The sequence below is a fragment of the Streptomyces sp. RLA131 genome, assembly GCF_056270125.1.
Window position 1 is genome coordinate 85620 of record NZ_JBWDOQ010000002.1, and the last position, 22996, is coordinate 108615.

23 protein-coding genes and 2 pseudogenes are annotated in these 22996 nt (G+C 69.8%); 20 read left to right on the top strand and 5 right to left on the bottom strand.

Annotated elements, in window-relative coordinates:
- Positions 1-2: 2 nt before the first annotated feature.
- The gene (locus RWE79_RS01150; RefSeq protein ID WP_475938111.1) at positions 3-1718 is read right to left on the bottom strand and encodes a SpoIIE family protein phosphatase; all 1716 of its coding nucleotides are present in this window, start codon (positions 1716-1718) and stop codon (positions 3-5) included.
- Positions 1719-2325: 607 nt separating this feature from the next.
- Between RWE79_RS01150 and RWE79_RS01155 the strand changes: the two genes are divergently transcribed.
- The 3 genes from RWE79_RS01155 (at position 2326) to RWE79_RS01165 (ending at position 3926) form a co-directional block, all read left to right on the top strand.
- On the top strand, positions 2326-2895 hold the full coding sequence (locus RWE79_RS01155; protein WP_475938112.1) for a 2'-5' RNA ligase family protein: 570 nt from the start codon (positions 2326-2328) through the stop codon (positions 2893-2895).
- Positions 2896-3099: 204 nt separating this feature from the next.
- A complete protein-coding gene (locus RWE79_RS01160) occupies positions 3100-3690 on the top strand; it encodes a transposase (protein WP_475938113.1) in 591 nt (196 codons plus the stop codon).
- Positions 3627-3926: a transposase gene (locus tag RWE79_RS01165; RefSeq protein ID WP_475938114.1), complete on the top strand. Its 300-nt coding sequence runs from the start codon at positions 3627-3629 to the stop codon at positions 3924-3926. Before RWE79_RS01160 ends, RWE79_RS01165 begins: the two co-directional genes overlap by 64 nt.
- Here the strand turns inward: RWE79_RS01165 and RWE79_RS01170 are convergent.
- Together RWE79_RS01170 and RWE79_RS01175 are read right to left on the bottom strand one after the other, a co-directional pair.
- Positions 3901-4413: a hypothetical protein gene (locus RWE79_RS01170; RefSeq protein ID WP_475938115.1), complete on the bottom strand. Its 513-nt coding sequence runs from the start codon at positions 4411-4413 to the stop codon at positions 3901-3903. The two genes, RWE79_RS01165 and RWE79_RS01170, sit on opposite strands and share 26 nt — an antisense overlap.
- Before the next feature lie 145 nt (positions 4414-4558).
- Complete coding sequence (locus RWE79_RS01175; RefSeq protein WP_475938116.1) at positions 4559-5470, bottom strand: LysR family transcriptional regulator; 912 nt, start codon at positions 5468-5470, stop codon at positions 4559-4561.
- A gap of 124 nt (positions 5471-5594) precedes the next feature.
- On the opposite strand from RWE79_RS01175, the gene RWE79_RS01180 reads away from it, so the two are divergent.
- The 9 genes and pseudogenes from RWE79_RS01180 to RWE79_RS01220 all read left to right on the top strand — a co-directional run bounded on the left by RWE79_RS01180 (position 5595) and on the right by RWE79_RS01220 (position 13839).
- The gene (locus tag RWE79_RS01180) at positions 5595-6404 is read left to right on the top strand and encodes an inositol monophosphatase family protein (RefSeq protein WP_475938117.1); all 810 of its coding nucleotides are present in this window, start codon (positions 5595-5597) and stop codon (positions 6402-6404) included.
- A 268-nt stretch (positions 6405-6672) separates the two neighbouring features.
- Positions 6673-7506, top strand: a complete 834-nt coding sequence (locus RWE79_RS01185) for a GNAT family N-acetyltransferase (protein WP_475938118.1) — start codon at positions 6673-6675, stop codon at positions 7504-7506.
- Between the two features lie 145 nt (positions 7507-7651).
- Positions 7652-8179: a hypothetical protein gene (locus RWE79_RS01190; protein ID WP_475938119.1), complete on the top strand. Its 528-nt coding sequence runs from the start codon at positions 7652-7654 to the stop codon at positions 8177-8179.
- A gap of 42 nt (positions 8180-8221) precedes the next feature.
- Positions 8222-8416 (top strand): hypothetical protein, encoded by a 195-nt coding sequence (locus RWE79_RS01195; RefSeq protein ID WP_475938120.1) that lies wholly within the window; start codon positions 8222-8224, stop codon positions 8414-8416.
- A 247-nt stretch (positions 8417-8663) separates the two neighbouring features.
- On the top strand, positions 8664-9443 hold the full coding sequence (locus RWE79_RS01200; RefSeq protein WP_475938121.1) for an inositol monophosphatase family protein: 780 nt from the start codon (positions 8664-8666) through the stop codon (positions 9441-9443).
- A 73-nt stretch (positions 9444-9516) separates the two neighbouring features.
- Positions 9517-10137, top strand: a complete 621-nt coding sequence (locus RWE79_RS01205; protein ID WP_475938122.1) for an NAD(P)-dependent oxidoreductase — start codon at positions 9517-9519, stop codon at positions 10135-10137.
- Positions 10138-10276: 139 nt separating this feature from the next.
- Positions 10277-10677: pseudogene (locus tag RWE79_RS01210) on the top strand (IS701 family transposase); the annotation flags it as partial.
- A gap of 538 nt (positions 10678-11215) precedes the next feature.
- Entirely contained in the window at positions 11216-12595 is a 1380-nt protein-coding gene (locus tag RWE79_RS01215) for a pentapeptide repeat-containing protein (protein ID WP_475938123.1), read from the top strand.
- Between the two features lie 65 nt (positions 12596-12660).
- Positions 12661-13839 carry an IS4 family transposase gene (locus RWE79_RS01220; RefSeq protein ID WP_475938055.1) on the top strand — a complete coding sequence of 393 codons (1179 nt, stop codon included), beginning with the start codon at positions 12661-12663 and terminating at the stop codon, positions 13837-13839.
- A gap of 224 nt (positions 13840-14063) precedes the next feature.
- Here RWE79_RS01220 and RWE79_RS01225 read toward each other — a convergent pair whose 3' ends face one another.
- Together RWE79_RS01225 and RWE79_RS01230 are read right to left on the bottom strand one after the other, a co-directional pair.
- A complete protein-coding gene (locus tag RWE79_RS01225) occupies positions 14064-14198 on the bottom strand; it encodes a hypothetical protein (protein ID WP_475938124.1) in 135 nt (44 codons plus the stop codon).
- A 347-nt stretch (positions 14199-14545) separates the two neighbouring features.
- The gene (locus tag RWE79_RS01230; RefSeq protein ID WP_475938125.1) at positions 14546-15490 is read right to left on the bottom strand and encodes a LysR family transcriptional regulator; all 945 of its coding nucleotides are present in this window, start codon (positions 15488-15490) and stop codon (positions 14546-14548) included.
- Positions 15491-15570: 80 nt separating this feature from the next.
- Between RWE79_RS01230 and RWE79_RS01235 the strand changes: the two genes are divergently transcribed.
- The 8 genes and pseudogenes from RWE79_RS01235 (at position 15571) to RWE79_RS01270 (ending at position 22886) form a co-directional block, all read left to right on the top strand.
- Positions 15571-16509 carry a DMT family transporter gene (locus RWE79_RS01235; RefSeq protein ID WP_475938126.1) on the top strand — a complete coding sequence of 313 codons (939 nt, stop codon included), beginning with the start codon at positions 15571-15573 and terminating at the stop codon, positions 16507-16509.
- A 4-nt stretch (positions 16510-16513) separates the two neighbouring features.
- Positions 16514-16999, top strand: a complete 486-nt coding sequence (locus RWE79_RS01240) for a YbaK/EbsC family protein (protein WP_475945541.1) — start codon at positions 16514-16516, stop codon at positions 16997-16999.
- 520 nt (positions 17000-17519) lie between these two features.
- Positions 17520-18425, top strand: coding sequence for an NADP-dependent oxidoreductase (locus RWE79_RS01245; protein WP_475938127.1), 906 nt, complete (start codon positions 17520-17522; stop codon positions 18423-18425).
- A gap of 83 nt (positions 18426-18508) precedes the next feature.
- A complete protein-coding gene (locus RWE79_RS01250; protein WP_475938128.1) occupies positions 18509-19570 on the top strand; it encodes an alkene reductase in 1062 nt (353 codons plus the stop codon).
- Between the two features lie 10 nt (positions 19571-19580).
- Positions 19581-20060 (top strand): MarR family winged helix-turn-helix transcriptional regulator, encoded by a 480-nt coding sequence (locus RWE79_RS01255; protein WP_475938129.1) that lies wholly within the window; start codon positions 19581-19583, stop codon positions 20058-20060.
- A 267-nt stretch (positions 20061-20327) separates the two neighbouring features.
- Positions 20328-21248 (top strand): SDR family oxidoreductase, encoded by a 921-nt coding sequence (locus RWE79_RS01260; RefSeq protein ID WP_475938130.1) that lies wholly within the window; start codon positions 20328-20330, stop codon positions 21246-21248.
- 85 nt (positions 21249-21333) lie between these two features.
- Positions 21334-21727: pseudogene (locus RWE79_RS01265) on the top strand (MmcQ/YjbR family DNA-binding protein).
- A gap of 295 nt (positions 21728-22022) precedes the next feature.
- Positions 22023-22886, top strand: coding sequence for a class I SAM-dependent methyltransferase (locus RWE79_RS01270; RefSeq protein ID WP_475938131.1), 864 nt, complete (start codon positions 22023-22025; stop codon positions 22884-22886).
- Positions 22887-22996 lie beyond the last annotated feature (110 nt).

Here is a 22996-nt window from a genome sequence, read left to right on the forward strand (position 1 = left end):
GTCTATGCACGAGGAGGCGTGCGTAGCGCCAGCATGGCGACGTCGTCGTCGTTGTCGCCGGGGCGGACCTGCTCCAGCAGCAGGTCGCAGAAGGAATCCAGGGGGCGGTGGGCGAGAGAGGCCGCGTGTCGGCGCAACCGTTCCAGTCCGTGGTCGATGGAGTGGTGTGGTGACTCGACCAGGCCGTCGGTGTAGAGCAGGACGGTGGTGCGGGGCGGCAGGACGGTGAAGACATCGGGGCGAGGCCGGATCATTCCGGTCCCGAGCAGAATGCCGTGGGCATCGGTGAGGTAGCGGGCACGACCGTCGTGGCTGACCAGCAGCGGAGGAGGGTGGCCGGCGTTCGTCCAGCACAGTTGCCACAGCTCGTCGTCGCCGAGAGCGAGCGTGGCCAGGATCATGGTCGCCATGGGGACCTCGGCTATGTGCTTCACGGCGTTGTCGAGCTGGGTGACGACGGCGCTGGGCGTGGCCTGGGGCTGGGACCATGTGAAGGCGCGCAGCATGTTGCGGACCTGCGCCATGCCGGCTGCGGCGTCGAGGTCGTGACCGACAACGTCGCCGATGGCCAGGGCGTGGGAGCTGTCGGTCAGGGCGAAGGCGTCGTACCAGTCTCCGCCGACGGAGGAGGCGTGCGGAGCGGGTACGTACCGCGCCGTCATGTCCACCCCGGGCACGGTGGGGAGCTGGGGCAGCAGGTGGCGCTGCATGGTTTCGGCGACCTTGCGCTGGCGCTGGTACAGCCGGGCGTTGTCCAGCGCCAGGCCGGCCCGACGGGTGATGTCCTCCAGCAGCGGCAGATCGGCGGCGGTGAAAGCGGCAGGGCGTTTCGAACGTCCCAGGGTCAGGGCTCCGAGCACGTCGCGCAGACCTCGGATGGGCGCGATGACAGCGGAGTGCATGCCCGTCTCGGTGAACAAGCGACCCTGCTCGACCGCGATTCCGGAATCGGGCGCGCCTTGATAGGTGGCAGGGCCGGCAAGAGAGGAGGCAGCGCCGCGCAGAGCTCGCGACAGAGGCATCGGGGACTCCTCCGGCACGGGGGGCATGGGCCCTTGCAGGTCCTTCCGCTCGGTCAGGATTCCGTCCTTGTGCTCCGTCACAAAGGCGCGTCGAACCTCGTCTTGTTCGGTGAGCAGATCGATCACCGCCCAGTCCGCAAGCCGGGGCACCGTCAGGGCCACCAGCCGACGCATTGCCTCGTCCACATCCAGGGTGGACGTCAGCTGAGTGGTCGTCTCCGCCAGCAAGGCCAGGCGGTCCAGCTCTGTCAGCGGTGCTGGGACCTCACCCTCGTCCGATACACCCCGATTCGATCCGTACAGCAGCACCAGCGCCCCCTCCGATCCGGAGGAGCAGGGCGCGACGAGCCAGGACAGCCGGACGAGCGTGCCGTCCCCGCGGGCGAACCACTCCGGGTCGCCGTGCTCGGTTCTCCCGGCGAGGAGCGCGTTTCTCAGCGGACAGCGCGTGCGGGGCATGGCGTGCCCGTGGCTGTCGCGGTGCAGCAGGTCGTGGGAATCCTGCCCGACGAGTTCCTCGAGGCTGCGGCCCAGCACGCTGAGGGCCGCGCCGTTGGCCGAGACGATGCGTCCGTTGGCGTTGACGACAACGACAGCCGTCTGCACGTCCTCCAGGGCTGCGGCAAGCAGGGCGCCAGAGGACGTCTGGGGACCGGGCACGGGGGAATCGCCCGTGCCGGTGCTGGCTATCTCCATGACCCTCCTCGGCGGACGCGGACCCACTCGAAAGGTACCCGCATGCGCCCGAAGGGCAAGATCAACCGCTGGGCATCTCTATCTGCTCCTGGTGGGGCGACGGTCGGTGGCCTGCGGTGATGTTCACAGCGATGAGTCGGCCGCGGCCCGGATGCCAGGACAGCACCCCCTTGCGGGTGCCCGTCCCGCCCCCGAACGCCACACACCTACCCCCTTTCCTTTTTGGCCGCCTTCCTCCGAGCGGATGCGGCCCGAGCCACTCGTTCGCCGTGCACACCGGACTCAATGCCGAGCAGCACGGGCACTACACCCAAATCTTCGGCGACCCGTTGGACTGGGTCCGCCGCAGGCACGGATACCGGTTGATCCTGACGACCTTGATCTCTCTGCACGCCCTGCAGGAGTTGGTGGCTTCGTTCACTTCAACCGACAGCGTTTGCACGTGGGTTCCGGTGGCGTTCAGTGATCATCGGCACTCTGGATGTTCACGGGAAACAGCGGCAGCGTCTTGGTCGTCCCGCTCGTCGACCTGCCTCGCAGCTCGACGTGATCGTTCAGCGAAAAAGGAGCCGTGCTGTCTGTGACAGAGGTGACACCATGCGGTGTCATGACAGATGACAGCACCAGTGCGTTTCAGGCGGGCCTGACGGGGCTCATCGTCCGGATCCCGGAGGCGGAGCCGGCCGTCCGCAGATGGCGTGAACGGCTCGACCCCTCGGCCCAGGCCGGGGTCCCAGCACACGTCACCGTGCTCTTCCCGTTCCTCGACGAGAGCCGAATAGATGCGCTCGTCTACTCCGCTCTCGCGGACGTGCTGGGTAGCCACCGCGCCTTTGACCTGCGGTTCGAGAGATGCGGACGGCTCCCGGAAGTGCTGTATCTCGTCCCCGAGCCTGACACGCAGCTGCGCCAGCTCACGGAGGCGATCGCTGATCGTTGGCCTGAGGCTCCGCCGTATGGCGGCCGGTTCCCTGAGATCGTGCCGCACCTGACCATCGCTCAAGGTCAGGAAGACGCTGTCCTGGAGGAGATCGAGGCCGACCTCGTCGGCAGGCTCCCGTTCACGTCTCACCTCGCGTCGGTTGAACTGATGGCGCACGACGGCGTGAAGTGGCAAGAACGGGCGTCGTTCGCACTACGCGATACGTCCGCCTCACTCCAGAGGGCACCGTCCTAATGGGTTGCAGTGGGGACTGTCATGGTGCGGACGGTGTGGGGTCCGGTGGTGCAGGTCCAGGCGACGCCGTCGTCCGTGGGTGCGGGGTGGGTGCCGGTGCGGTGGTCGGGGCAGACGGGCCACACGGTGAGGAGGCGTCGGGCGAGGTAGTCCTGCGTTGCGCCCGCGACTTGACCCGGGCGGGCGCGGGCCCATCCCTCCGACATGACAGACGCGGAGTGGGCGGCGGTGCGCGGCCTGCTGCCCGTGCCGGCGTGGATGAACGGAAAGGGCGGGCAGCCGGAGGGCTACTGCCACCGGCAGATGATCGACGCGGTCCGCTACCTGGTCGCGGGCGGCATCCCCTGGCGGGCCATGCCGGCCGACTTCCCCACCTGGGACCGGGTCTACGCCTTCTACCGCCGCTGGCACGACAAGGGACTGATCGCCGAGTTCCACGACCGGCTGCGCGGACAGGTCCGCGCGAGCGAGGGCCACAACTCGGAGCCGACCGCGGCGATCATCGACTCACAGTCGGTCAAGGGCGCCGCGTCGGTGCCGGCCTCCTCACGCGGCTTCGACGGCGGGAAGAAGATCAACGGGCGCAAGCGGCACGACATCGTGGACACGCTCGGCCTGCTGCTGATGGTGCTGGTCAACCCCGGCCGACACCACCGACCGCGACGCCGACCGCGAAGCCGCCTGCGGCGTACTGCCCCGGCTCCACACCCGCTATCGGAAAATCACGCTGGGTGTGGGCCGACGGCGGCTGCACCGGCCGCCTGGCCGACTGGGCCCGCGAGAAACTGCAGCTGACGCTTCAGATCGTCAAACGCAGTGACGATCAGGCCGGGTTCGTGGTGCTGCCCAGGCGCTGGGTAGTGGAGAGAACTCTGAGCTGGCTGATGCGCTCCCGGCGGCTGGCCCGGGACTACGAGGCCCTGCCCGAAAGCAGTCAGGCCGTCGTTCTGTGGTCGATGACCATACTCATGGGCCGCCGCCTCGGCCGCCACCGGGCAAGGAAGCTCACCACACCGTCCGCTGCGGCGTGAACACCCCCGGCCGTTCCTCGGCCAGCCAACCCCGCTCCACCAGCCGCTTCGCCTTGCACCGCACCCCCTCCACCTTCGCCGGCACCAGCTCCAGCCCCAGCTCCAGCCCCAGCTCCAGCCGACCGGCCAACTCCCCGGCCCGCAGCCCCGCCCCGCCCGCATCGGTCTGCAGCACGCCCACCAACTGCTGGTAGTCCGGCGCGAGCGCGTCCGCCGTCAGGCCCTCCCGCCGGTTGGGCACCATCGACCCCGCGACCGGGGCCTTCGCCACCGCCGGAACCGGCACGGGTCGCGGCGGCACCTCGGCCTCCGGCTCCGACGCGGCCAGGGCCTCGGCCAGCTCCGCACAGGCGATGGCCCGCCGCTCCAGCACGGCTTCCGCCTCCGCCAGTTCGGCCAGCACCCGGTCCGCCTCCGCGCGGAGCTCGTCGACCCGCACCCGCGAAGCCGTCTCGCGGGCCTCCAGCAGACCCATCGCCGACACCACCGGCCACCTCCGTGTCGTCCCCGATCAACCCGACGCCCAACTCTTCCTCGACACCACGGAGTTCATCCCCAACCGTCCGGAAAGACAACGGCTGCCAACTCGTGAACCGCCCTCTGCGGTCCGGCGGGTGTGGCCTGTTGGGCTGCTACTGGCTGGGTGAGGTGAACAGGGTGCGCAGGGTTTGGGTGGCTGTTTCGCGTAGCCAGGTGTGGGCGGGGTCGTTGTCGTGGCGTTGGTGCCAGAGCAGGTGCAGGGGTACTTCGGGTAGGTCGAGTGGCACTGGCAGGGTGGTCAGGCCGAGTTGGTGACGGGCGGGGCGGGTGGCCGCGTCGGGGAGGGTGACCACGAGGTCGGAGTCGCGGGTGAGTTGGAGTGCGGTGGCGGTGGTGGGGGCGGAGGCGACGACGCGGCGTCTGTGGCCGAGGGCGCTCAGGGCGTCGTCGATCCGGTTGTGGAGGAGTCCGCGCCGGGAGACGGTGAGGTGATCGGCCGCCGCGTATCTCTCGGGGGTGACGGGCTGTTGGGTGAGGGAGTGGCCTGGGCGGACGGCCAGGACGAGCCGGTCGCGGCCGATGAGGCGGTGGCGGATGTCGGGCAGGGACGGCGGGCCGGCACTGGAGGCGAGGTCGACCTCACCGCGGCGTAGCTCGGGGGTGTCGTCACCGGGCTCGGCGGTCAGTCGGAGTTGCACCCCTGGGGCCTGGCGGTGCACTGCGGCGATCAGGGCGGTTGCACAGGTGGTGGTGAGGGCGTCGTGCCAGCGGACGGTGAACACTCGCTCCAGCCTCGCCAGGTCGAGTTCCGTCTGAGCGGACAGCAGGTGGTGGGCCTGCTGCACCAAGGCGTGGACCTGGGTGCGCATGGCCAGGGCGCGGGTGGTGGGAGTCATGTGGCGTCCGGTGCGGACCAGGATCTGGTCGCCGGTGGCTTTGCGGATACGGCCCAGAGAACGGCTCATCGCCGGGGAGGTGACATGAAGGCGGGCGGCGGCACCCTGGACGCTTCCTTCCTCGAGGAGCGCGTCCAGGGCGGCGAGCAGGTTCAGGTCCAGTTGCATACCAGTAACTATATAAGTAACAACGATGCACTTGCTGTTAACAGTGATGGCTTCTACCTTCGAGGTGCGGGGCAGGGACAGCGTCCGTGAACACCCCGCTTCTACCGACCCAAGGGAATGCCCCATGCCCACAGCCATGCCTTTTGACCCCGACGCCACGCTCCTGTCCGCGGTGACCGCTGCGGTGGAGTACGCCGGAGTCACCCTGCAGGAGCGCTACACGACCCACGCCCGGGGCGTGAGCCTGGAGGAGGTCGTCGGCGAGATCCACGCGAATGACGACGCAGTCCTCGCCGTGATGCGCGAGCCGCTGCTGCGGGCGAGGGCGGGATCGCAGTGGGCGGAGGACGAGCTGGCCGGCGGGGCGCTCCCGCCGGGCGAGTGGTGGGTCGTCGACCCGGCCGAGGGCAACATCAACCACGTTCACGGCATGCCGGACTGGGCCGTGACCGCCACCCTGGTGCGCGACAACCAGCCGGTCCTCACGGTCGTTCACCTCCCGCTGACCGGCGACACCTATACCGCCACCGCCGGCGGTGGCGCCCACCTCAACGGCCGTACGCTGACGGTGTCAACGAAGAGTGACCTGGGGGCCGCGTTGATCGGCACCGGACAGGCCCGGCCCGGCGAGAGCACCGACACCTTCCGCCGCATCGGGCAATCGGTCACCGCCATGCTCACCGCCGGTCTGGTTGTACGTGTGTCCGTGCCGGCCACGCTGCAGCTCATCCACGTCGCCGCCGGACGTATGGACGCCTTCTGGCAGTTCTCCGACGTCCGCTCCGGTCTCGTCGCGGGCGCCCTACTGGTCGCCGAGGCCGGAGGCACCGTCACCGACTTGGACGGCAAGCCCTGGAATGCGGCCAGCCGCGATTTCCTGGCCGCCGCCCCCCAGATCCACACCACTGCGCTGGACGTCCTGTCCTCGATCTGATCGGCTCCCCTGCCGGACCACCCTGGCCGTGCACCCCAATTCGCAAACGCGCGGGCAGAGCCGGGTGCTGTGGCTGGTGGGGTGTTGTGGGTGTGCACGAAGGCGCGTACGCCTGGCCGTCGGGTCCGCTCCGTTCCACTTCGTTCCGCCCCGAGCAATGTGCCTCCGTGCCGTCATGCCGTGGTGCCGGACGTACGGAAAGTCCTCACCACCCAAGCGCAGTTGGTATCCGTCTTTCCGGCGCCGCTACGAACGTAGGGAAATACGCATGACGATCACCGTGCCCTGCGACGTTGCCGAGCTGACCGAGATCATGGCCTACGCCGACTTCGCGACCAGCGCTCCGGCATCAGTGCAGGAGGCCCTGGGACTCGGCACGTTGCACACCGGCGCCACGCAGGCACTGGTGATCCGCGAGGACCCGAGCCACTTCTTCAACCGGGCAGGCGGTTTCGGCACCGGCCGTCCGATCACCGTCGAGGACGTGAGCCAGGTATGCGACTTCTACCGGGAGCAGGGGGTGGCGCAGGGCTCGCTCATGATCGCACCACCCTTGCTGCCGCCCGACTGGGACGCCACTGCCTCGAAACTGGGCCTGACCGAGGGCAGCCGACACACCAAGCTCGGCCGAGACCTCGAAACGGCGCCCACCCCCACCGGCCTTCCCGTCCTGGACCCCGGCTGGCGGGTCGGCGTCGTCGATGTCCAGCAGGCCCGTGAGTGGGCCACCGTCATGATGACCACCTTCGGGTTCACCGCACCGGACATGATCGAGATGGCCGCGTCGTTCGTGGGCAAGGCGAACTGGCGGCAGTACGCGGTCTGGGCAGGTGAGCGCATTGCCGCGGTCGGGAGCGTCTTCTTCAACGCCGACTGCGCCCACATGTTCGCCGGGGCCACGCTGCCGGACGCGCGCGGCCACGGCGCCCAGTCCGCCCTACTCGCAGCCCGCCTCCGCGCGGCCGCGGACGAGGGCTGCCGATGGGTCGTCTCCGAGACGGGCGCGGCGGGCCCCGCTGAACACAACCCGTCCCTGCACAACCTGGTGCACGCCGGCTTCGAGCCGATGTATGACCGGGTCAACTGGCAGTGGCGCGCATAGAGCGAGGCCATGGTCCGTAGTGCTCCGGACAGACAGACAGGCCGGACGGCCGCACACCGCGTGTCACCCATCCGTTCAGGGCGGGCCCCGTCACAGGCTCCGACCGCTGAGCCGTAGCCGACACGATCCACAGACTAGGACAGCCATGACCACGCTTTCCACAGCGCCAACCACCCCACCGCAACGGGCTCGCCGGGTCCTGTGGAGCATCCCGGTCCGGCTGCGCAAGAGCATCCTGGTCACGCACGTCGTCTCGGCGGGAGCCTGGATCGGCATCGATGTCATCTCCATCGTCCTGGTGGCGATCGGCTGGGCACGCGCGGGCGAGGAACGCACCACCGTATATCGCGCACTCGCGGACTTTTTCGTCGTCCCTCTTCTGCTCTCAGCACTCATGGCAGGGGCGTTCTGCCTGCTCACCGGTGTCCTACTGGGGTTGGCGACCAAGTGGGGCCTCGTACGCTACTGGTGGGTCGCCGTGAAGCTGGTCCTCAACGTCATCGCCTGCGCGATGATGCTGGCGTTCCTGGGTCCCGTCACCGAACTCGCCACGGGCGAGCAGCCGTTGCAGGACATCTGGTTCGTCTCGTTCCTCGCCGCCACCGCCATGGCGCTGTTGAGCTTTGCCATGGTCCTCTCGGTCTTCAAACCGTGGGGCCGAGTTCGCAAGTGACGCGGCCCCCGGACGATCGTGGCACAGGGGGCCTTGGTCAGCGTGGCGCTGCGTGCGGTCCTCTACGTGCGTATGCCCGTGCCGGTCATCCACCAGCTGTCCCGGGTCGCCGCAGGACGTATGCCTATGCACTGGCAGTACGGGGAGCGCGCGCGGTCCGGCTCGGGCGGGATGGTGTTGTTCGCCGGAACCGGCGGCATCATCACCGGCGAAGGGCCGGCCATCGGAGCTGGCTGACGAGCATCGCGTCAGCACGTCGGCTCTCACACCGACGCCCTCGCCCTGCTCGCCGCAACCCTTTGAACCCCGCCCTCGGCCGCCTCGCGGGCAGACCTCGGTGGCGCCTCGCATCACCCGTACACGAACAACCACCGCTGAAGTAGCAGCTTCTGCTCATGTCCCTTACCTCTCGGAGATCCCTGCCATGTCTACTCCTGCCAAGTCCGCTCCTGCCGTGCCGAGCACGGTCACCGACGACTCGGCCATGCTCCCCGCCGTCGTCGAGATCGCCGAACGGATCGGCGCCCGCGTACTCGCCCGCTACTCACCAGATGCCCGACCGGTCACCCGTGAGGACATCATGATCCGCTTCGGGCCTATGGAAGAAGAAGCCGCCGAGGGCGTTCAGGCTGCCCTGGCCGCGATCCGGCCGCAGGCCACCTGGCTGGGCGAGGATGAGGAGGAACAGCACCAAGGCGGCCTGCCCGCCGGCGAGTGGTGGGTGAGCGACATCGTCGAAGGCGCGATCAACCACTTGCACGGGCTGACCGAATGGGGCACCACCATCACCTTGGTCCGCGACAACGAGCCTGTGCTCGGCGTGGTGCATCAGCCCATCGGCAACGTCACCTATACCGCCGTGCGCGGCGGCGGTGCCTTCCGCAGCGGAACTCGGCTGCAGGCGTCCGCCAAGACCGACCTCAAAGTGGCGATGATGACCACCAGCCAGGACGGCGGCGAAGAGCAGGCGCAACGCCGGCACATGGCGAAGGCATTCGCCGCCATGCTGGGCAACGCGTTGCTGGTACGCAGCACCGTTCCCACCACCTTCCCGCTGCTGGGCGTGGCCGCCGGCCAGTACGACGCCTACTGGCAGTTCCGGCCCGAGATGTCAGGGGTGGGCGCTGGTGTGTTGCTCGCCACCGAAGCCGGCGCCATAGCCACCGACCTGTACGGCGGGCCCTGGCGGCCGGGCGCCGACCTGCTGGTCGCCGCGCCAGGAGTGCACGCCGCCGCTCTGAACGTGCTGTCCAGTACCACCTGAACCGCCGCGGCGTCCGTCACCCGGCAGAAATCGCCGAACCCCCAAGTACCGCTCGTCTATAAGGAGTTCGACCATGCATCTCACTATTTTGGGCGCCTCGGGCGCCACCGGGCAGCAGCTGATCCAGCAGGCCCTTGATCGTGGCCACACCGTCACGGCCGTCGCCCGTAATCCCGACCGCCTCCCGGCCACCGGCCATGACGACCAGCTCATCCGAGTGCGCGCCGACGTACGGGACACCGACGCCATCGGCCGTGCGCTCAAAGACGCCACCACCATCATCTCCGCACTGGGTATCCCCAGCCGTGACCAGGTCGGTGTGCTGACCGCGGGTGCTCGTGGCGCCGTGGCCGCCGACCCCGAGCGCATCATCTGGATGGGGGCGTTCGGCACCGGCGCCTCCGCCGCCGCGGCCGGCGCCTTGACGCGCACCCTGCTGCGGGCCATGGGTGCCGAACTCACCGACAAGGTCACCGCCGACACCACCATCCTCGACGCCGGGGGCATGGTCTTTCACTGCGGGCCGCTGTCTGCCGGACCGCTCAGCGAACACCGTCGCACCGTGGACTTGAGCCAAACACCCCATCGGCTCTTTCCCGCCCGCGTCAGCCGCGCCACCGTCGCCGCCGCGTTGCTCGACGCCGCCGAAACACCGGACCTGCCCGGCGGCACCTACGTGCCCCTCGACCGCTGAGTGTCTGCCCGGCGTACACGCTGCTCTTTTTCGCGCCTGACCTGGCCTGACCCGGATCGACGGACAGGCGCGAGATGCTGCTGACTTGGGCTCGTCAAGGTGACACTGGCGCAGGCCGGCCTCGAGGTAGGACGCCTGGATGGCCCGCAAGAGCAGCTGGCAGCTGGCCGAGCAGGCCGGCCACGCCACCCCCGACGGCCTGCAGCACCTGCTCTCCCGCGCCCGCTGGGACGCGGACGAGATCCGTGACGACCTGCAGGACTACGTGGCCGAGCGGCTCGGGCAGCCGGACGGCGTGCTGATCGTCGACGACACCGGCTTCCTCAAGAAGGGCACCGTCTCCGCCGGGGTGCAACGGCAATATTCCGGCACGCCGGCCGAACCGAAATTTGCCGGATCGGGGTGTTCGTCGCTTATGGCTCCGCCTGGGGCCGGGCCCTGGTGGACCGTGAGCTCTATCTGCCCAGGTCCTGGACCGAGGATCCGGACCGGTGTCGCGCCGCCCGGGTCCCCGAGGGCAAGTCGTTCGCTACCAAGCCGGGTGGCTGGCTCGAGCGGGTCGTGAGCCCGGCCCCGGGCCGGAAAAGCCCCAGGCGGACGCCCAGGGTGGCGGCGAAGTCCTCGGCGCGGGCCAGCTGGAGCCGCAGCTTCTCCACCTGCTCGGCGGCGCGCTCAGCGTCGGGCCGTGGCCACTGCCGGACGCTCATGGAACGGCCGGTGCCGCAGTGGACTGCTCCGTCCACGGGGACGTCAAGTGCCACCGTCAACCACGCACCGCCATGGGGTGAAGTTTTGTCCATACATGGAGAGTCACCCCTTATGCGCTTCGGGTGCTCCTGGTTGCCGTGCGCCGGACCGTATGCCTTCGTCATACGGTCGCCCCGACAGGCAGGGGTCGTCATGAGCGAGGGTGCAACCACCAGCAGTGAACGGATCGAGCGGTGGAAGGCGTCGTTGTCCGGGCAGGATTTGAAGGGGGGTCGGAGGACGGCGCTGCGCAAGAGCGGGCCGGTGAGTCGGTGGATGGCATGAAGGGGTGAGCCGCAACCGGCCGGGCGTCTGAACGGTCCTGCCATGTGTGACCCCGAACCTGACCCGCCGCCGGACCGAACGGCGCGGCCTGCGTATGTGGCCCGTCGGCACCGTCCTCACCCTGACCTTCGTCATCGCGATCGCCGTGACTGCCACAGTGTTCTTCGCCGGGTGGGATCTACTCGGTGCCCAGGGCCTCAAGCCCGAACGCCGACTCACCTCACAGACGCTCTTCGACCTGGTGAAACTGTCGTTCGGCGTCGTCGCCGGGGCCGGTGCCCTGGTCGCCCTGGTCGTGGCCTACCGGCGCCAGCGGGTCGATGAGGACGGCGCCCTGCGCGACACCACTCGCCTGCACACCGAACGCTTCACCACCGCCGTCTCCCAACTCGGCAACGAATCCGCCGCCGTACGCCTGGGCGGCGTGTACGCCCTGGCCGGCCTCGCCGACGACGCCCCCACCCGCACACTGCGCCAAACAGCGATCGACGTCCGGTGCGCCTACCTGCGCCTGCCCTACACCGCCGAGGCCGACCTCCCACCAGGTGACACGCACGCCAGGCACGAGTACCTGGCCCGGCGGCAAGTCCGGCACACGGTCATCCGCCTCATCCGCGACCACCTCCGCCTCGCCCCCGAGCATCCCCACTCCTGGCAGGGCCACGACCTGAACTTCACCAGCGTCGTCTTCGACGGCGGAGACTTTTCCCGTGCCGTGTTCTCCGGCGGCTTCGTAGACTTCACCGGCGCAGTGTTCTCCGGCGGCGCCGTCAGCTTCCTCAAGGCAGTGTTCTCCCGCGGCGCCGTCAGCTTCACCGGCGCGGAATTCTCCGGCGGCACCGTCGACTTCACCTTCGCGGAGTTCTCCGGCGGCGTGGTCACCTTCACCGAGGCAAGGTTCACCGGCGGCACGGTCGACTTCCCCCACGCGGGGTTCACCGGCGGCGAGGTCCACTTCGACAACGCGCAGTTCTCCGGCGGCACGGTCGGCTTCGGCTACGCGAAGTTCACCGGCGGCACGGTCGACTTCGGCAACGCGGGGTTCACCGGCGGCGAGGTCCACTTCGGCAACGCGGCGTTCGACGGCGGCACGGTCAGCTTCTTCAGCGCGGGGTTCTCCGGCGGCACGGTCCACTTCGGCAGCGCGAATTTCCACGGCGGCACGGCCCACTTCACCGAGGCCACGTTCTCCGGCGGCACGGTCCACTTCGGCAACGCGAAGTTCTTCGGCGGCACGGTCGACTTCGGCAACGCGGGGTTCACCGGCGGCACGGTCCACTTCACCGGCACAGAGTTCTTCGGCGGTAACGTCGATTTCTCCCGTGCGAATGGTGTCGCGCCGTCTGGCTTGGTGCCTTCTGTCGGGCAGTCTCTGCCGACCGGGCTGAGCCTGCCTCAGGCGTGGCACCCACCGACACACGCTTAGCCCCAATGCCGTTGCCTTTGCTGTAGGCGTACTGTGCTTGGCAGTTCGTCCCGGGGGTGGTTCGGATGGCTGCGAGTGTGTCTGACTTATCGGGTCTCGGCCTGTTGACCTGGGTGTATCCGCCAGGCTTGGTGGACCGGGTGGTGACGGCGTGCGGCCGTGCCGAGCGACGTCAGCGGCTGCTTCCCGCGCGGCTGGTGGTGTACTTCGTGCTGGCGTTGGCCCTGTTCTCACCTGCCCCGTATCTGGAAGTGATGCGCCATCTCGTCGAGGGCTTGCGGGGCTCGGGGCTGCTGGGCAACTGGCGTGTTCCGGCGAAGTCCTCGCTGTTCAGGGCCCGGCAGCGGCTGGGCTCCGAGCCGCTGCGGGTGCTGTTCGCCACGACCGCGAAGCCGATGGCGACCGAGGCGACGCCCGGCGCGTTCTGGCGGGGCTTGCGGCTGCTCGCCGTCGACGGCACGTGCTGGGACGTCGCGGACAGTGAAGCCAACGAGACTGCCTTCGGACGTCCGGGCAGTGGCCGCGGGTCGGGCAGGAGCGCGTTTCCGCAAGTGCGGATGGCAGCTCTGGTGGAGATCGGCAGCCATGCGGTGCTGGACGCGGAACTGGCCGGCTGCCGCACCGGGGAAGTCACTCTGGTAGGCCGCCTGCCGCGTTCGACCGGCCCAGGTCAGCTGGTCCTGGCCGACCGTGGGTTCCTTGGCGTCCCGTTGTGGCAGGCGTTCACCGCCACCGGCGCCGACCTGCTGTGGCGGGTGCCCGCCAACCGCGTCCTGCCCGTCACCAAACAGTTCCGCGACGGGTCATGGCTCTCACACATCAGAGCGAGCGGCGGCCCGGCCCGCAAGGAGCCGGTTGTGGTCCGTGTCCTGGCCTACCGGCTCAAGGACCGGGCCGGTGAGGGTGAGACCGACGACTATCGCCTGGTCACCAGCCTGCTGGACGCCCGACGGTATCCTGCCCGGCAGCTGGCCGCGCTCTACCGCGAACGCTGGGAGATCGAGTCCGTCTTCGCCGAGATCAAAACCCATCAGCGTGGCGCACGCGTCGTGCTCAGCAGTAAAACACCCGACGGTGTTCACCAGCAGATCTGGGCACACCTGCTGGTCCACCACGCTCTGCGGGAACTCATGCTGAGAACGGCTGCCACCCGTGGCCTGGACCCTGACCGGGTCTCCTTCACCGAAACGCTGCGCTCTGCCCGGCGCAGCGTGACCGTCACGCCGGGCAGTTTTTCCCCCTGACCTCCTGGTCAGAGCACTGGTGATGCTCGAGCAGGACCTCCTGGAACGGCTCCTGCCCGTCAGACGCCTCCGCAGCCAGCCCCGCGTGGTGAAACGCAAGATGTCCAACTACCGCCTCAAGCGAACTGAACACCGTTCCTGGCCACAGCCGACCCGCACCGGACCTCAAGCGGTCCTCATCACAAGACCCCAGCCCGCAAGCCCGTAACGCAACGGCATTGCGCTTAGCCCACGATCCGACGGCCGGGCCGGTCGAGGGCTGCGAGGATGGCGGCCCGTTCGGCGGCCGACCGGTCGCGGGCTGCCTGCAGCGCGGCCGCGCCGGTCACCGTCTCCAGCCCGGCCCGCACCTCCGTCAACAGGTCGTCGGGGGCGAGGGCTTCGGCCTGGACGGTCTCGCCGTCAGGCGTCGCGTACGAACTCGACGGGGGCGGGGAGCGCTGGCGCTACGTAGACATGTGCTGCCCGGCCAGGTGAGTCGGCGAGGTACGAGGTCCGCGTCTACGCACGCTCGTCAAGGGGAGGATTCCGGCCTGCCCACACGGCCTCACCCGCGACAACCAGACCGCTTTCCTCCACCACCTCGCCGGCCGGCTGTAGCTACACCACTTCACACCCGCCACCCACGACCCCCTCTGGGCCCGCATCAACACACGCTGACCACCCCGAAACACCCGGCCACGACTCCGACCGTGCTCTCTCGGTTTCATGTGGTTGCGGAGGTGCCGGCATCGGGGTGAGGCGCGTCGGTGTCGCGGTTTTGGATTTCCGTGGCGGCGCGGTGCAACTCGGCGAGGACGGTTCGGACGGCCCGTCGTGCGGTGCGTTCCGGTCGGTGGAGGACGTCAATGTGGCGTCGCGCGTGGACTGCACCCAGCGGCCGCAGGACGAGGTTCGGGTGCTCGCGGGCTGTCCAGCGTGGCATCAGCGCCAGGCCGCCGCCGGCGGCTACGACCTCGGCGACCACGGCGAATTCATTGATGCGGTGGGCGATGTCGAGGCGACGGTTGGCGACACTGGCGATGGCTTCGATGGTGGACATGAGCGGGAAGCCGTCGTGGACGGTGATCCAGGGCTGGTCCGCCACGTCATGGGGCGAGAGCAGCGTCTTGGAGGCCAGCGGGTGGCCGGCCGGCAGGGCGACATCGAGCGGCTCCCGCAGCAGGGTGCTGGCGGTGACGGTGCGTGGCCAGGGCGGGCCGTGGTCGAGGCGGTGGGCGAGAACGAGGTCGTAGTCCCGGGTGAGGGCGGGGAAGCGGTCCTGGGCGACATCTTCGTCGGCGAGAGCCAGTCGTGGGCGGCCCGGTCCGGCGAGGCTGCGCAGCAGCAGGGGGAAGAACGCGGAGGCCGCGCTGTGGAACGCCGCCAGCGAGACGTCGCCGTCGGGCTGCTCTGCGAAGTCGGTGATGGTGTGTCGTGCCCGGGCCAGGGCTGTCTCCACCTCGATGGCCGCGCGGGCCAGGGCTTGCCCGGCTTCGGTCAGTACCACCCGGCGCCCGGCGCGCTCGGTGAGCGGGACGGGGATCGAGCGCTGCAACAGGCGCAACTGCTGGGAGATCGCTGAAGGTGTCACGTGCAGTGCCTGGGCGACCGCACTGACACTGCCCAGTTCTCCCAGTTCCCGCAGGATCTGAAGTTGCCGCTCATCCATGCTGACAGTGTAGGGCTGCTACAGCTTTGCTTTAGAGACTGGTTCTCGACTTCAACATCCTGGTGGTGCAGCGTGGGGGTATGCCCGTTGCACGCCGTACCGATGTAGTGCTGTTCCTGATCGCGCTGATCTGGGGTTCGAGCTATCTGGCGGCCAAGACGGCCACCGGTGCGCTCCCGGTCACCAGCGTGCTGTTCGCCCGGTACGCGATCTCCGTGCTCGCGTGCGGAGCCTTGGTCGTCTCCTGTCGCCGGGCGCGGCGCTGGACCCGCGCAGAGGTCCGAGCCGGGTCGCTGCTGGGGGTCACGCAGGCAGCCGTTCTGGCGCTGGAGACCTACGGGGTCGCGCGCACCAGCGCCGCGAACGCCGGGGTGATCATCAGCCTGACCATTGTGCTGACGCCGCTGCTGGACCGGACCGCGAGAAGCCGCAGACTGCCCTGGACGTTCTTCGTCGCCGCCGGCCTGTGTGTGCTGGCCGTCGGGCTGCTCTCCTCCAGCACCGGACTGCACGCGCTACAGCTCGGCGACGCCCTGGTGCTCGCCGCCGCGGTCGTACGGGCCGGGCACGTCGCGCTCGTCGGACGGCTCACCGCCCGCCGCCCCATGGACCCGCTCCACCTCACGACAGTCCAGACCGTCGTCGGCTCGGCGTTGTTCCTGGCACCCGCCCTGATTCACCTGCCCGACCTGGCCCACAGCAGCGCCACCACATGGTCGCAGCTGATCTATCTCGCCCTGTTCTGCAGCGTGTTCGCTTTCCTCGCCCAGACGTGGGCCGTGCAACGCACCTCTGCCAGCCGGGCCAGCCTGCTGCTGGGGACCGAGCCAATCTGGGCCGTCGCGATCGGGATCACTCTCGGCGGCGAACGGCTCACGGTGTGGGCCTCCCTCGGCGCCGTGCTCATGATCGCCGGAACGTACTGGGGCCAGGCCATCGAACGCACTCACCGCGCTATCACCGCCGAAACCGTGGAAGAGGACAGAACGTTCCCTACCCCGGCACCTAGCAGCGTCTGATCGCCTGCTCGACACCACCCAGATCCCCTACCGGCTCATCGGCCACGAACCGGACGGCACCACGGAATCGGTCAGTGCCGTGCGCGGTCACCCCGTGTCCCACGCAGCCATGTGCATCATCCTCAGAGTCAGGACCGACCGGCGCACCACCCGCCACGTGCTCGCGGTCGTCCCTGGCGACCGGCGCGTCGACCTGGACGCCGTCCGCCAGCTCTTCGACGCCCGCTATGTGGGATTCAGCGACGCGGCGACCGCCGAACGACTGGCCCACGCCGTCCCCGGCACGGTTCTCCCCTTCGCGTTCGATCCCGATCTCGAACTCGTCGCCGACCCTGAGATCGTCGCCCGGCCACAGCTCTACTTCAACGCCGCCCGCCTCGACCGCTCCGCCGTCATCTCCGGCGCCGATTACGTCCGGCTCGCCGACCCGCGGATCGAACGCATCGCCACCCCCGACGACGTCGGCGCCCATGCACCCACACCGGTATGAGCGCACCACCTGCACGGCCGAGGAAGTTGCCCTCGGTCTGCATGGCGGTGGCGTGCCTGCATCGACAGGCCGTCACGGCTGCGCGGGTCGCTGGTGCAGCCCCTCGCGTATCCCGCCGTCCATCTGATCTGGGCGTCCCACCGGCCCGCCGTCTTCCAACCGGCCCAGGTGCACTCCCGGGGAGGATGCCGAGACCATAGACCCGGCCCGGTGCGGACCGTTGCGGAGTCAAGATCATCCCATGGGCCCTTTTGGCCTCATCTTGGCTGGACCCCTCCACTTCATCCTCGGCGAGGATGCGGTAGACGGTGGCACCGAGGGGTGCTGACCCTTGCTCACACCCTGGCGGTCGTCGCGTTCGTTCACGTGGTCGGCCACACAAGCGGTCGGCGCACCCCGAAGCGAGCCGAGGTGGCTGCCTTCGCCCCCCGTCCGCGAATGCTTGGCTAGCCACATGATTGCTGTTACGTTGATTATGTGGCCAGCCATACTTTTGGTGGCCAAAGGGAATGGAGGCATCATGAAGGCAATCGTTTTCAACCAGTTTGGCGGCCCGGACGTGCTGCACGAGGCGGACATCGAGGTCCCGCAGCCCGGCCCCGGCCAGGTCCGGGTCCGCGTGAAGGCCGCCGGGCTGAACGCCCTGGACGGCAAGATCCGCTCCGGGATGCTGGAGGCCGTCCGCCCGACGACCTTCCCCGCCGTCCCCGGTGGCGAGCTCGCCGGCGTGGTGGACGCCCTGGGTGAGGGCGTGAGCGACGTCCAGGCCGGCGATGAGGTGCTGGGCTGGTCGGACACCGGCTCGTACGCCCAGTACGCGCTGGCCACCACCGTGGCCCCCAAGCCCGCCGGCCTCGACTGGCAGCACGCGGTCGCGCTGCCCGTCGCCAGCGAGACGGCCGAGCGGGTCCTGAACCTGCTGGGGGTCGCCGCCGGGGAGACCGTGCTGATGCACGGCGCGTCCGGAGCGGTCGGAACCCTGGCGGTCCAGCTCGCCACGGCCCGCGGAGCACGCGTGATCGCCACCGCGGGCCCCTCCAACCAGGACTACCTCACCTCGCTCGGCGCCACCGCGACCGTGTACGGCGACGGTCTGGTCGAGCGGGTGCGAGCGCTGGCCCCCGACGGCGTGGACGCGGTGTTCGATCTGGCCGGGAAGGGCGCCCTGGAGGACTCCATCACCCTGCGGGGCGGCACCGGGCGCATCGTCACCATCGCCGACTTCGGTGCACGGCAGCTGGGCATCACCTTCTCCCAGGGGTCGCAGGAACGCTCGACCGCCCGCTTGGCCGCCCTGGCCCAGGACGCCGCGGCCGGCAAGCTCGTCACCACCGTCACCGCCTACCCGCTCGACCAGGCGGCCACGGCCCAGCAGGTCAGCGACGCCGGGCACGTGCGGGGCAAGCTCGTCCTGACCGTCGACTGAGCACGCCCGCCCACCGCCTCCCCACGACCACCCGCTGCCTCTACGGTGACCGGCCGGTCACCGCCATATCGAAGGACCCCCTCATGCTGAATTCCCTGTGGACGCCGACCACTCTTGGCGGCATATCTCTGCCGCACCGCCTGGTCATGGCCCCCATGACCCGTGACCGCTCCACACCTGAAGGCGTACCGACCGAGCTGAACGCCGAGTACTACGCCCAGCGGGCCTCGCATGCGCTCGTCATCACCGAGGGAACCCAGCCCTCCGCCGACGGCCAGGGCTACCTCCTGACCCCCGGCGTCCACAATGACGAGCAGATCGCCGGGTGGCGCAAGGTCACCGACGCCGTGCACGCGGCCGACGGCCGGATCGTCATCCAGCTGATGCACACCGGACGCATCGCCCACCCCGACAACACCCCCCACGGCCGCCGGCCGGTCGCCCCTTCGGCGATCCGGCCGCAGGGCACGATGTTCACCGCGTCCGGGCCCCAGGAGATGCCGACCCCCCGTGCTCTGTCGACACAGGAGGTCGCGGCGACCGTCGAGGACTTCCGCCGCGCCGCAGCGGCCGCCGTCGCGGCCGGCGCCGACGGCGTGGAGATCCACGGCGCCAACGGCTACCTGGTGCACCAGTTCCTGTCCGACAACACCAATCAGCGCACCGATGGCTACGGCGGCTCGATCGAGGGCCGCATCCGCTTCGCCGTCGAGGTCGCCGCCGCGGTGGCCGACGAGATCGGCGCCGAGCGCACCGGTATCCGTATCTCCCCCGCCAACCCCTACAACGACATCGCCGAGTCCGACACCGCCGAGCTCTATCCGGCGCTCCTGGACGCCCTGCGCCCCCTGGACCTGGCCTACCTCCACGTGATGCACGCGGGCGACGAGGAGCTGCTGGGCACCCTGCGCGCGCTGTGGCCGACCACGCTGATCCTCAACCGGGGCGGCACCGACCTGCCCGCCCGCGCCAAGGACATCGACAACGGCACGGCCGACCTCGTCTCCGTCGGCGCCCTCGCGCTCGCCAACCCGGACCTGGTCGAGCGGCTCCGCGCCGGCGCGCCGCTGAACACCCCCGACCCGGCGACCTTCTACGGCGGCGGAGTGGCCGGCTACACCGACTACCCCACCCACACCGGCTGAGGAACGAACCATGCCCACCCCCGAACCCCGCATCCCCACGACGGCCGGCGCAGGACCGATGAGCTACGCGATCTTCCAACTCGCCCGCGCCCACCGCGCCTACGCCGCCACCCTGCTGCGCGCGATGGACCTGCATCCCGGACAGGAACTGCTGCTGATGCAGCTCTTGGACCGGGACGGCCAGACCCAGTCCGAGCTGCTCGAATGCCTCGGCGTGGACCACTCCACCATCTCCAAGGCGCTACGCCGCATGCAGGACGGCGGCCTGGTCATACGCGAGCCGGCCGCACATGACCGGCGCGTCATGGTGGTCCACCTCACCGACAAGGGCCGTGCCATGCGCGAACCCATCGCAGCCCTGTGGCAGGCCCTGGAGGAGACCTCGGCCCGGAATCTGTCGGAGCAGCAGGCGGAGTCCTTCGTCGAGACCGCGTACGCCATCACCAAGGCGATCAGCAGCCGCGCGCTGCCGGAAGAAGAGTCCGCGTGACTCCCCGGTGTGCACCCCACGCCCGCGTACGCCACACCACACGTGATGAGGGGCACGCGGACTGGGGTGCACACCGTGCCGCATGCGGCGCGACCACCTCCAGGCGGCCATACCACCCACCCCGTCCCGGCTGCCTTCGGACCCGGCACGTGGCGGCGAGGCGCACTACGGATCCGCCCCGACGGCCCGCCTCCATTGCCCCGCCCGGCACGCAGGCGCCTATGTCTGCAGCCACCGCCCACCAGCCTGATGGAAAGTGAGACCCTCATGCCTGCCACCGACTCAACGATCCTCCCGGTCCTCGTCGTCGGGGCGACCGGCTCCCTGGGGAGCAAGGTCGTCGACGAACTCCTCAAGCGCGGCAAGAACGTCCGCGCCCTGGTGAGGCCGGCCAGCGACGCCGGCCGGCTCGAAAGCCGGGGCGTTCAGATCGCCCGCGGCGACATGCTCAACGTCGACTCGCTCGTGGCAGCCATGAACGGCGCCGACGCCGTCATCACCACCGCCGCCGGCTACACCCGCGGCGGCAAGAACGCCAACGACATCGACACCATCGGCAACGCCAACCTCGCCGAGGCCGCCCACCGCACCGGCATCCGGCGGTTCGTCCTGACCAGCATCCTCACCAGCGACCAGACGCCCGATGTCCCGCACTTCTGGCACAAGAAGCTCGCCGAGGACAAGCTCGAACAGCTCGGCGTCCCGTTCGTCGCCCTGCGCCCGGGGGCGTTCCTCGACCAGGTCGCGAGCATGGCGGGCGACCCGGTCGACAAGGGCCGCATGGTGTGGATCGGCAAGGCCACCGTCCCGCTGACCTTCGTCCACACCTCCGATCTCGCGGCGTACCTGGCAGCCGCGGTCGACGCCGAGGCCGAGGCCGGTGAGCGGATCGACATCGGTTGGGACCGTCCGGTCAGCATGCGCGAGGTCGCCGACGTGATGGGCAGCCGGGCCGGAAAGAAGATCAAGGTGTGGGCCGTCCCGTCCGCCGTCGCCCGCGCCGCAGGAGCCGTCGCCGGCCGCTTCGTGCCCCTGATCAAGGACATGGCCGCGATGTTCCGCTGGTTCGAGACCGGACGCTACGTCGCCGACCCCCGCCGCCAGGAGCAGTTGTTCGGCCCCGTCCCCACGGCCGAGGAGGCCCTCGCCCGGTTCACCGACGAGCTGCGCACCGCACAGCACCGGTGACAGGCCCGCGCCCCATTCTCGTCGCCCGGCGGCCTGACCAGGACGCATGGGGCCGATCCCTCTGGACCCGAGGAAGGAAACACTCATGAACGGATCGACCCTGCAGACGTTCGCCGCCGAGTGCGCGGAGAACTTCCCGGAGCCCGGCTGGAGCATCCCTTCCGCCCGGACTGGGAGGTCTTCAAGGTACGCGGCAAGGTGTTCATGCTGATGACCGAGGTCCCCGGACGCCCCGTCGTGACCCTCAAGGCGGACCCCGGCGAGGCCCACGCTCTCCGGGAACACAACAGCCACATCACCCCCGGCTACCACATGGACAAGAAACCCTGGATCACGCTGGAGGGCGGGACAGGCGTCGACAAGAAGCTCGTCAGGGAACTCGTCACCGACTCCTACCCGCTCGTCGTCTCCCACCAGCCCAAGGCCGAGCAGCCCTCGACCCGCACACCTACGGCACCGGCACGCGGGCGGCCCGGTGAGCACGGCCGGTGACCGCCTCCAGGACACCGCCCGCCAGGCGGCCCTCGCCCTCCCCGACGTCAGCCACGGCCGCCCCTTCACCCCCGGACTCGACGTGTACAAGGTCGCGGACATCCCCCTGCACCCCCGAGCAACGGACGCCCTGCGTGAGCTCATCGACGCGGCCAAGGCCGCGAACGCCGCGGCCCGCCACGACACATGGGCCCAGCGGCCGGTCCGCTACGTGTTCATGCGGCGGGGCAGGCCCATGGGACCCGCCCGGGTTCGCAGCCGCCACCGCGCTAGGCTGCTGCGATGGCTGAGGAGCGGGGGCGGGTACAGCCGTCCGGAGTGTGGGCCACGGCGGTCGGGGTGGCCCGGGTACGGGCCCTGGAGACCGCGCGTGAGAACGCCTTGTTCCATGACCCGCTGGCGCTGGCCTTCGCCACCGCCGGCGGGCTCGGGCCGGACTCGGCCCTGCCGCCGCGCGGGGACGATGCCTCGCGGCGGCGCCGGCTGGGCGTGGCGTTCTCCATCATCATCAGGACGAAGTTCCTCGACGACCTGCTGGAGCAGGCCTCCGCGGCCGGCGTCCGGCAGGTCGTGCTGCTCGGCGCGGGCATGGACAGCCGGGCCTTCCGGATGGACTGGCCCGAGGGCACCCGGTTGTTCGAGGTCGACACCGCCGAGCCGCTGGACTTCAAGGCCTCGGTGCTGCGCCAGGAGCGGGCCGTCCCGCGCTGCACCCGGATCACCGTCCCGGTGGATCTGCGTGAGGACTGGCCCGCTGCGTTGGCCGGCGCCGGGCACGACCCCGCGCTGCCGACGGTGTGGATCGCCGAAGGGCTGCTGATCTACCTGCCCGAGGACGCGGTGGAGCTGCTGCTGACCCGGATCGGTGCCGGCTCCGCACCCGGCAGCCGGATGGGGCTGACCCTGGGCTCGCGCGGGGTGATCGACCGCTTCGGCGCGGACGCCGGACCGGGATCGGCCGCGTCCATGTGGGTCTCGGAGATGCCCGAGGACCCGGTCGGCTGGCTGGCCGGGCACGGGTGGGAGGCCGAGGGCCACACCCTGCGCGAGCGCGCCGCCGCCTACGGCCGCCCGATCAGCACCCCGCCCCAGCGGGAGGAACGGCCCGGCGGCCTGATCTCGGCCGTACGCCGACCGAACGGCTAGGGCGTGTTGCGAAAGTCCCGCCTGCTCCACGACGCCTGGCACGCACGCTCGCCGCGTTGTCGGGATCATCCAAGTACGTCCAGTACGAGGACGACCCTCCGCCTTGCGAT

Excerpts from the sequence above, each read along its gene's own strand:
- RWE79_RS01150 (WP_475938111.1), bottom strand. The coding sequence starts at position 1,718 with ATGGAGATAGCCAGCACCGGCACGGGCGATTCCCCCGTGCCCGGTCCC.
- RWE79_RS01155 (WP_475938112.1), top strand. The coding sequence starts at position 2,326 with ATGACAGATGACAGCACCAGTGCGTTTCAGGCGGGCCTGACGGGGCTC.
- RWE79_RS01160 (WP_475938113.1), top strand. The coding sequence starts at position 3,100 with ATGACAGACGCGGAGTGGGCGGCGGTGCGCGGCCTGCTGCCCGTGCCG.
- RWE79_RS01175 (WP_475938116.1), bottom strand. The coding sequence starts at position 5,470 with ATGCAACTGGACCTGAACCTGCTCGCCGCCCTGGACGCGCTCCTCGAG.
- RWE79_RS01180 (WP_475938117.1), top strand. The coding sequence starts at position 5,595 with ATGCCCACAGCCATGCCTTTTGACCCCGACGCCACGCTCCTGTCCGCG.
- RWE79_RS01185 (WP_475938118.1), top strand. The coding sequence starts at position 6,673 with ATGACGATCACCGTGCCCTGCGACGTTGCCGAGCTGACCGAGATCATG.
- RWE79_RS01190 (WP_475938119.1), top strand. The coding sequence starts at position 7,652 with ATGACCACGCTTTCCACAGCGCCAACCACCCCACCGCAACGGGCTCGC.
- RWE79_RS01200 (WP_475938121.1), top strand. The coding sequence starts at position 8,664 with ATGCTCCCCGCCGTCGTCGAGATCGCCGAACGGATCGGCGCCCGCGTA.
- RWE79_RS01205 (WP_475938122.1), top strand. The coding sequence starts at position 9,517 with ATGCATCTCACTATTTTGGGCGCCTCGGGCGCCACCGGGCAGCAGCTG.
- RWE79_RS01220 (WP_475938055.1), top strand. The coding sequence starts at position 12,661 with ATGGCTGCGAGTGTGTCTGACTTATCGGGTCTCGGCCTGTTGACCTGG.
- RWE79_RS01230 (WP_475938125.1), bottom strand. The coding sequence starts at position 15,490 with ATGGATGAGCGGCAACTTCAGATCCTGCGGGAACTGGGAGAACTGGGC.
- RWE79_RS01235 (WP_475938126.1), top strand. The coding sequence starts at position 15,571 with ATGCCCGTTGCACGCCGTACCGATGTAGTGCTGTTCCTGATCGCGCTG.
- RWE79_RS01245 (WP_475938127.1), top strand. The coding sequence starts at position 17,520 with ATGAAGGCAATCGTTTTCAACCAGTTTGGCGGCCCGGACGTGCTGCAC.
- RWE79_RS01250 (WP_475938128.1), top strand. The coding sequence starts at position 18,509 with ATGCTGAATTCCCTGTGGACGCCGACCACTCTTGGCGGCATATCTCTG.
- RWE79_RS01255 (WP_475938129.1), top strand. The coding sequence starts at position 19,581 with ATGCCCACCCCCGAACCCCGCATCCCCACGACGGCCGGCGCAGGACCG.
- RWE79_RS01260 (WP_475938130.1), top strand. The coding sequence starts at position 20,328 with ATGCCTGCCACCGACTCAACGATCCTCCCGGTCCTCGTCGTCGGGGCG.
- RWE79_RS01270 (WP_475938131.1), top strand. The coding sequence starts at position 22,023 with ATGGCTGAGGAGCGGGGGCGGGTACAGCCGTCCGGAGTGTGGGCCACG.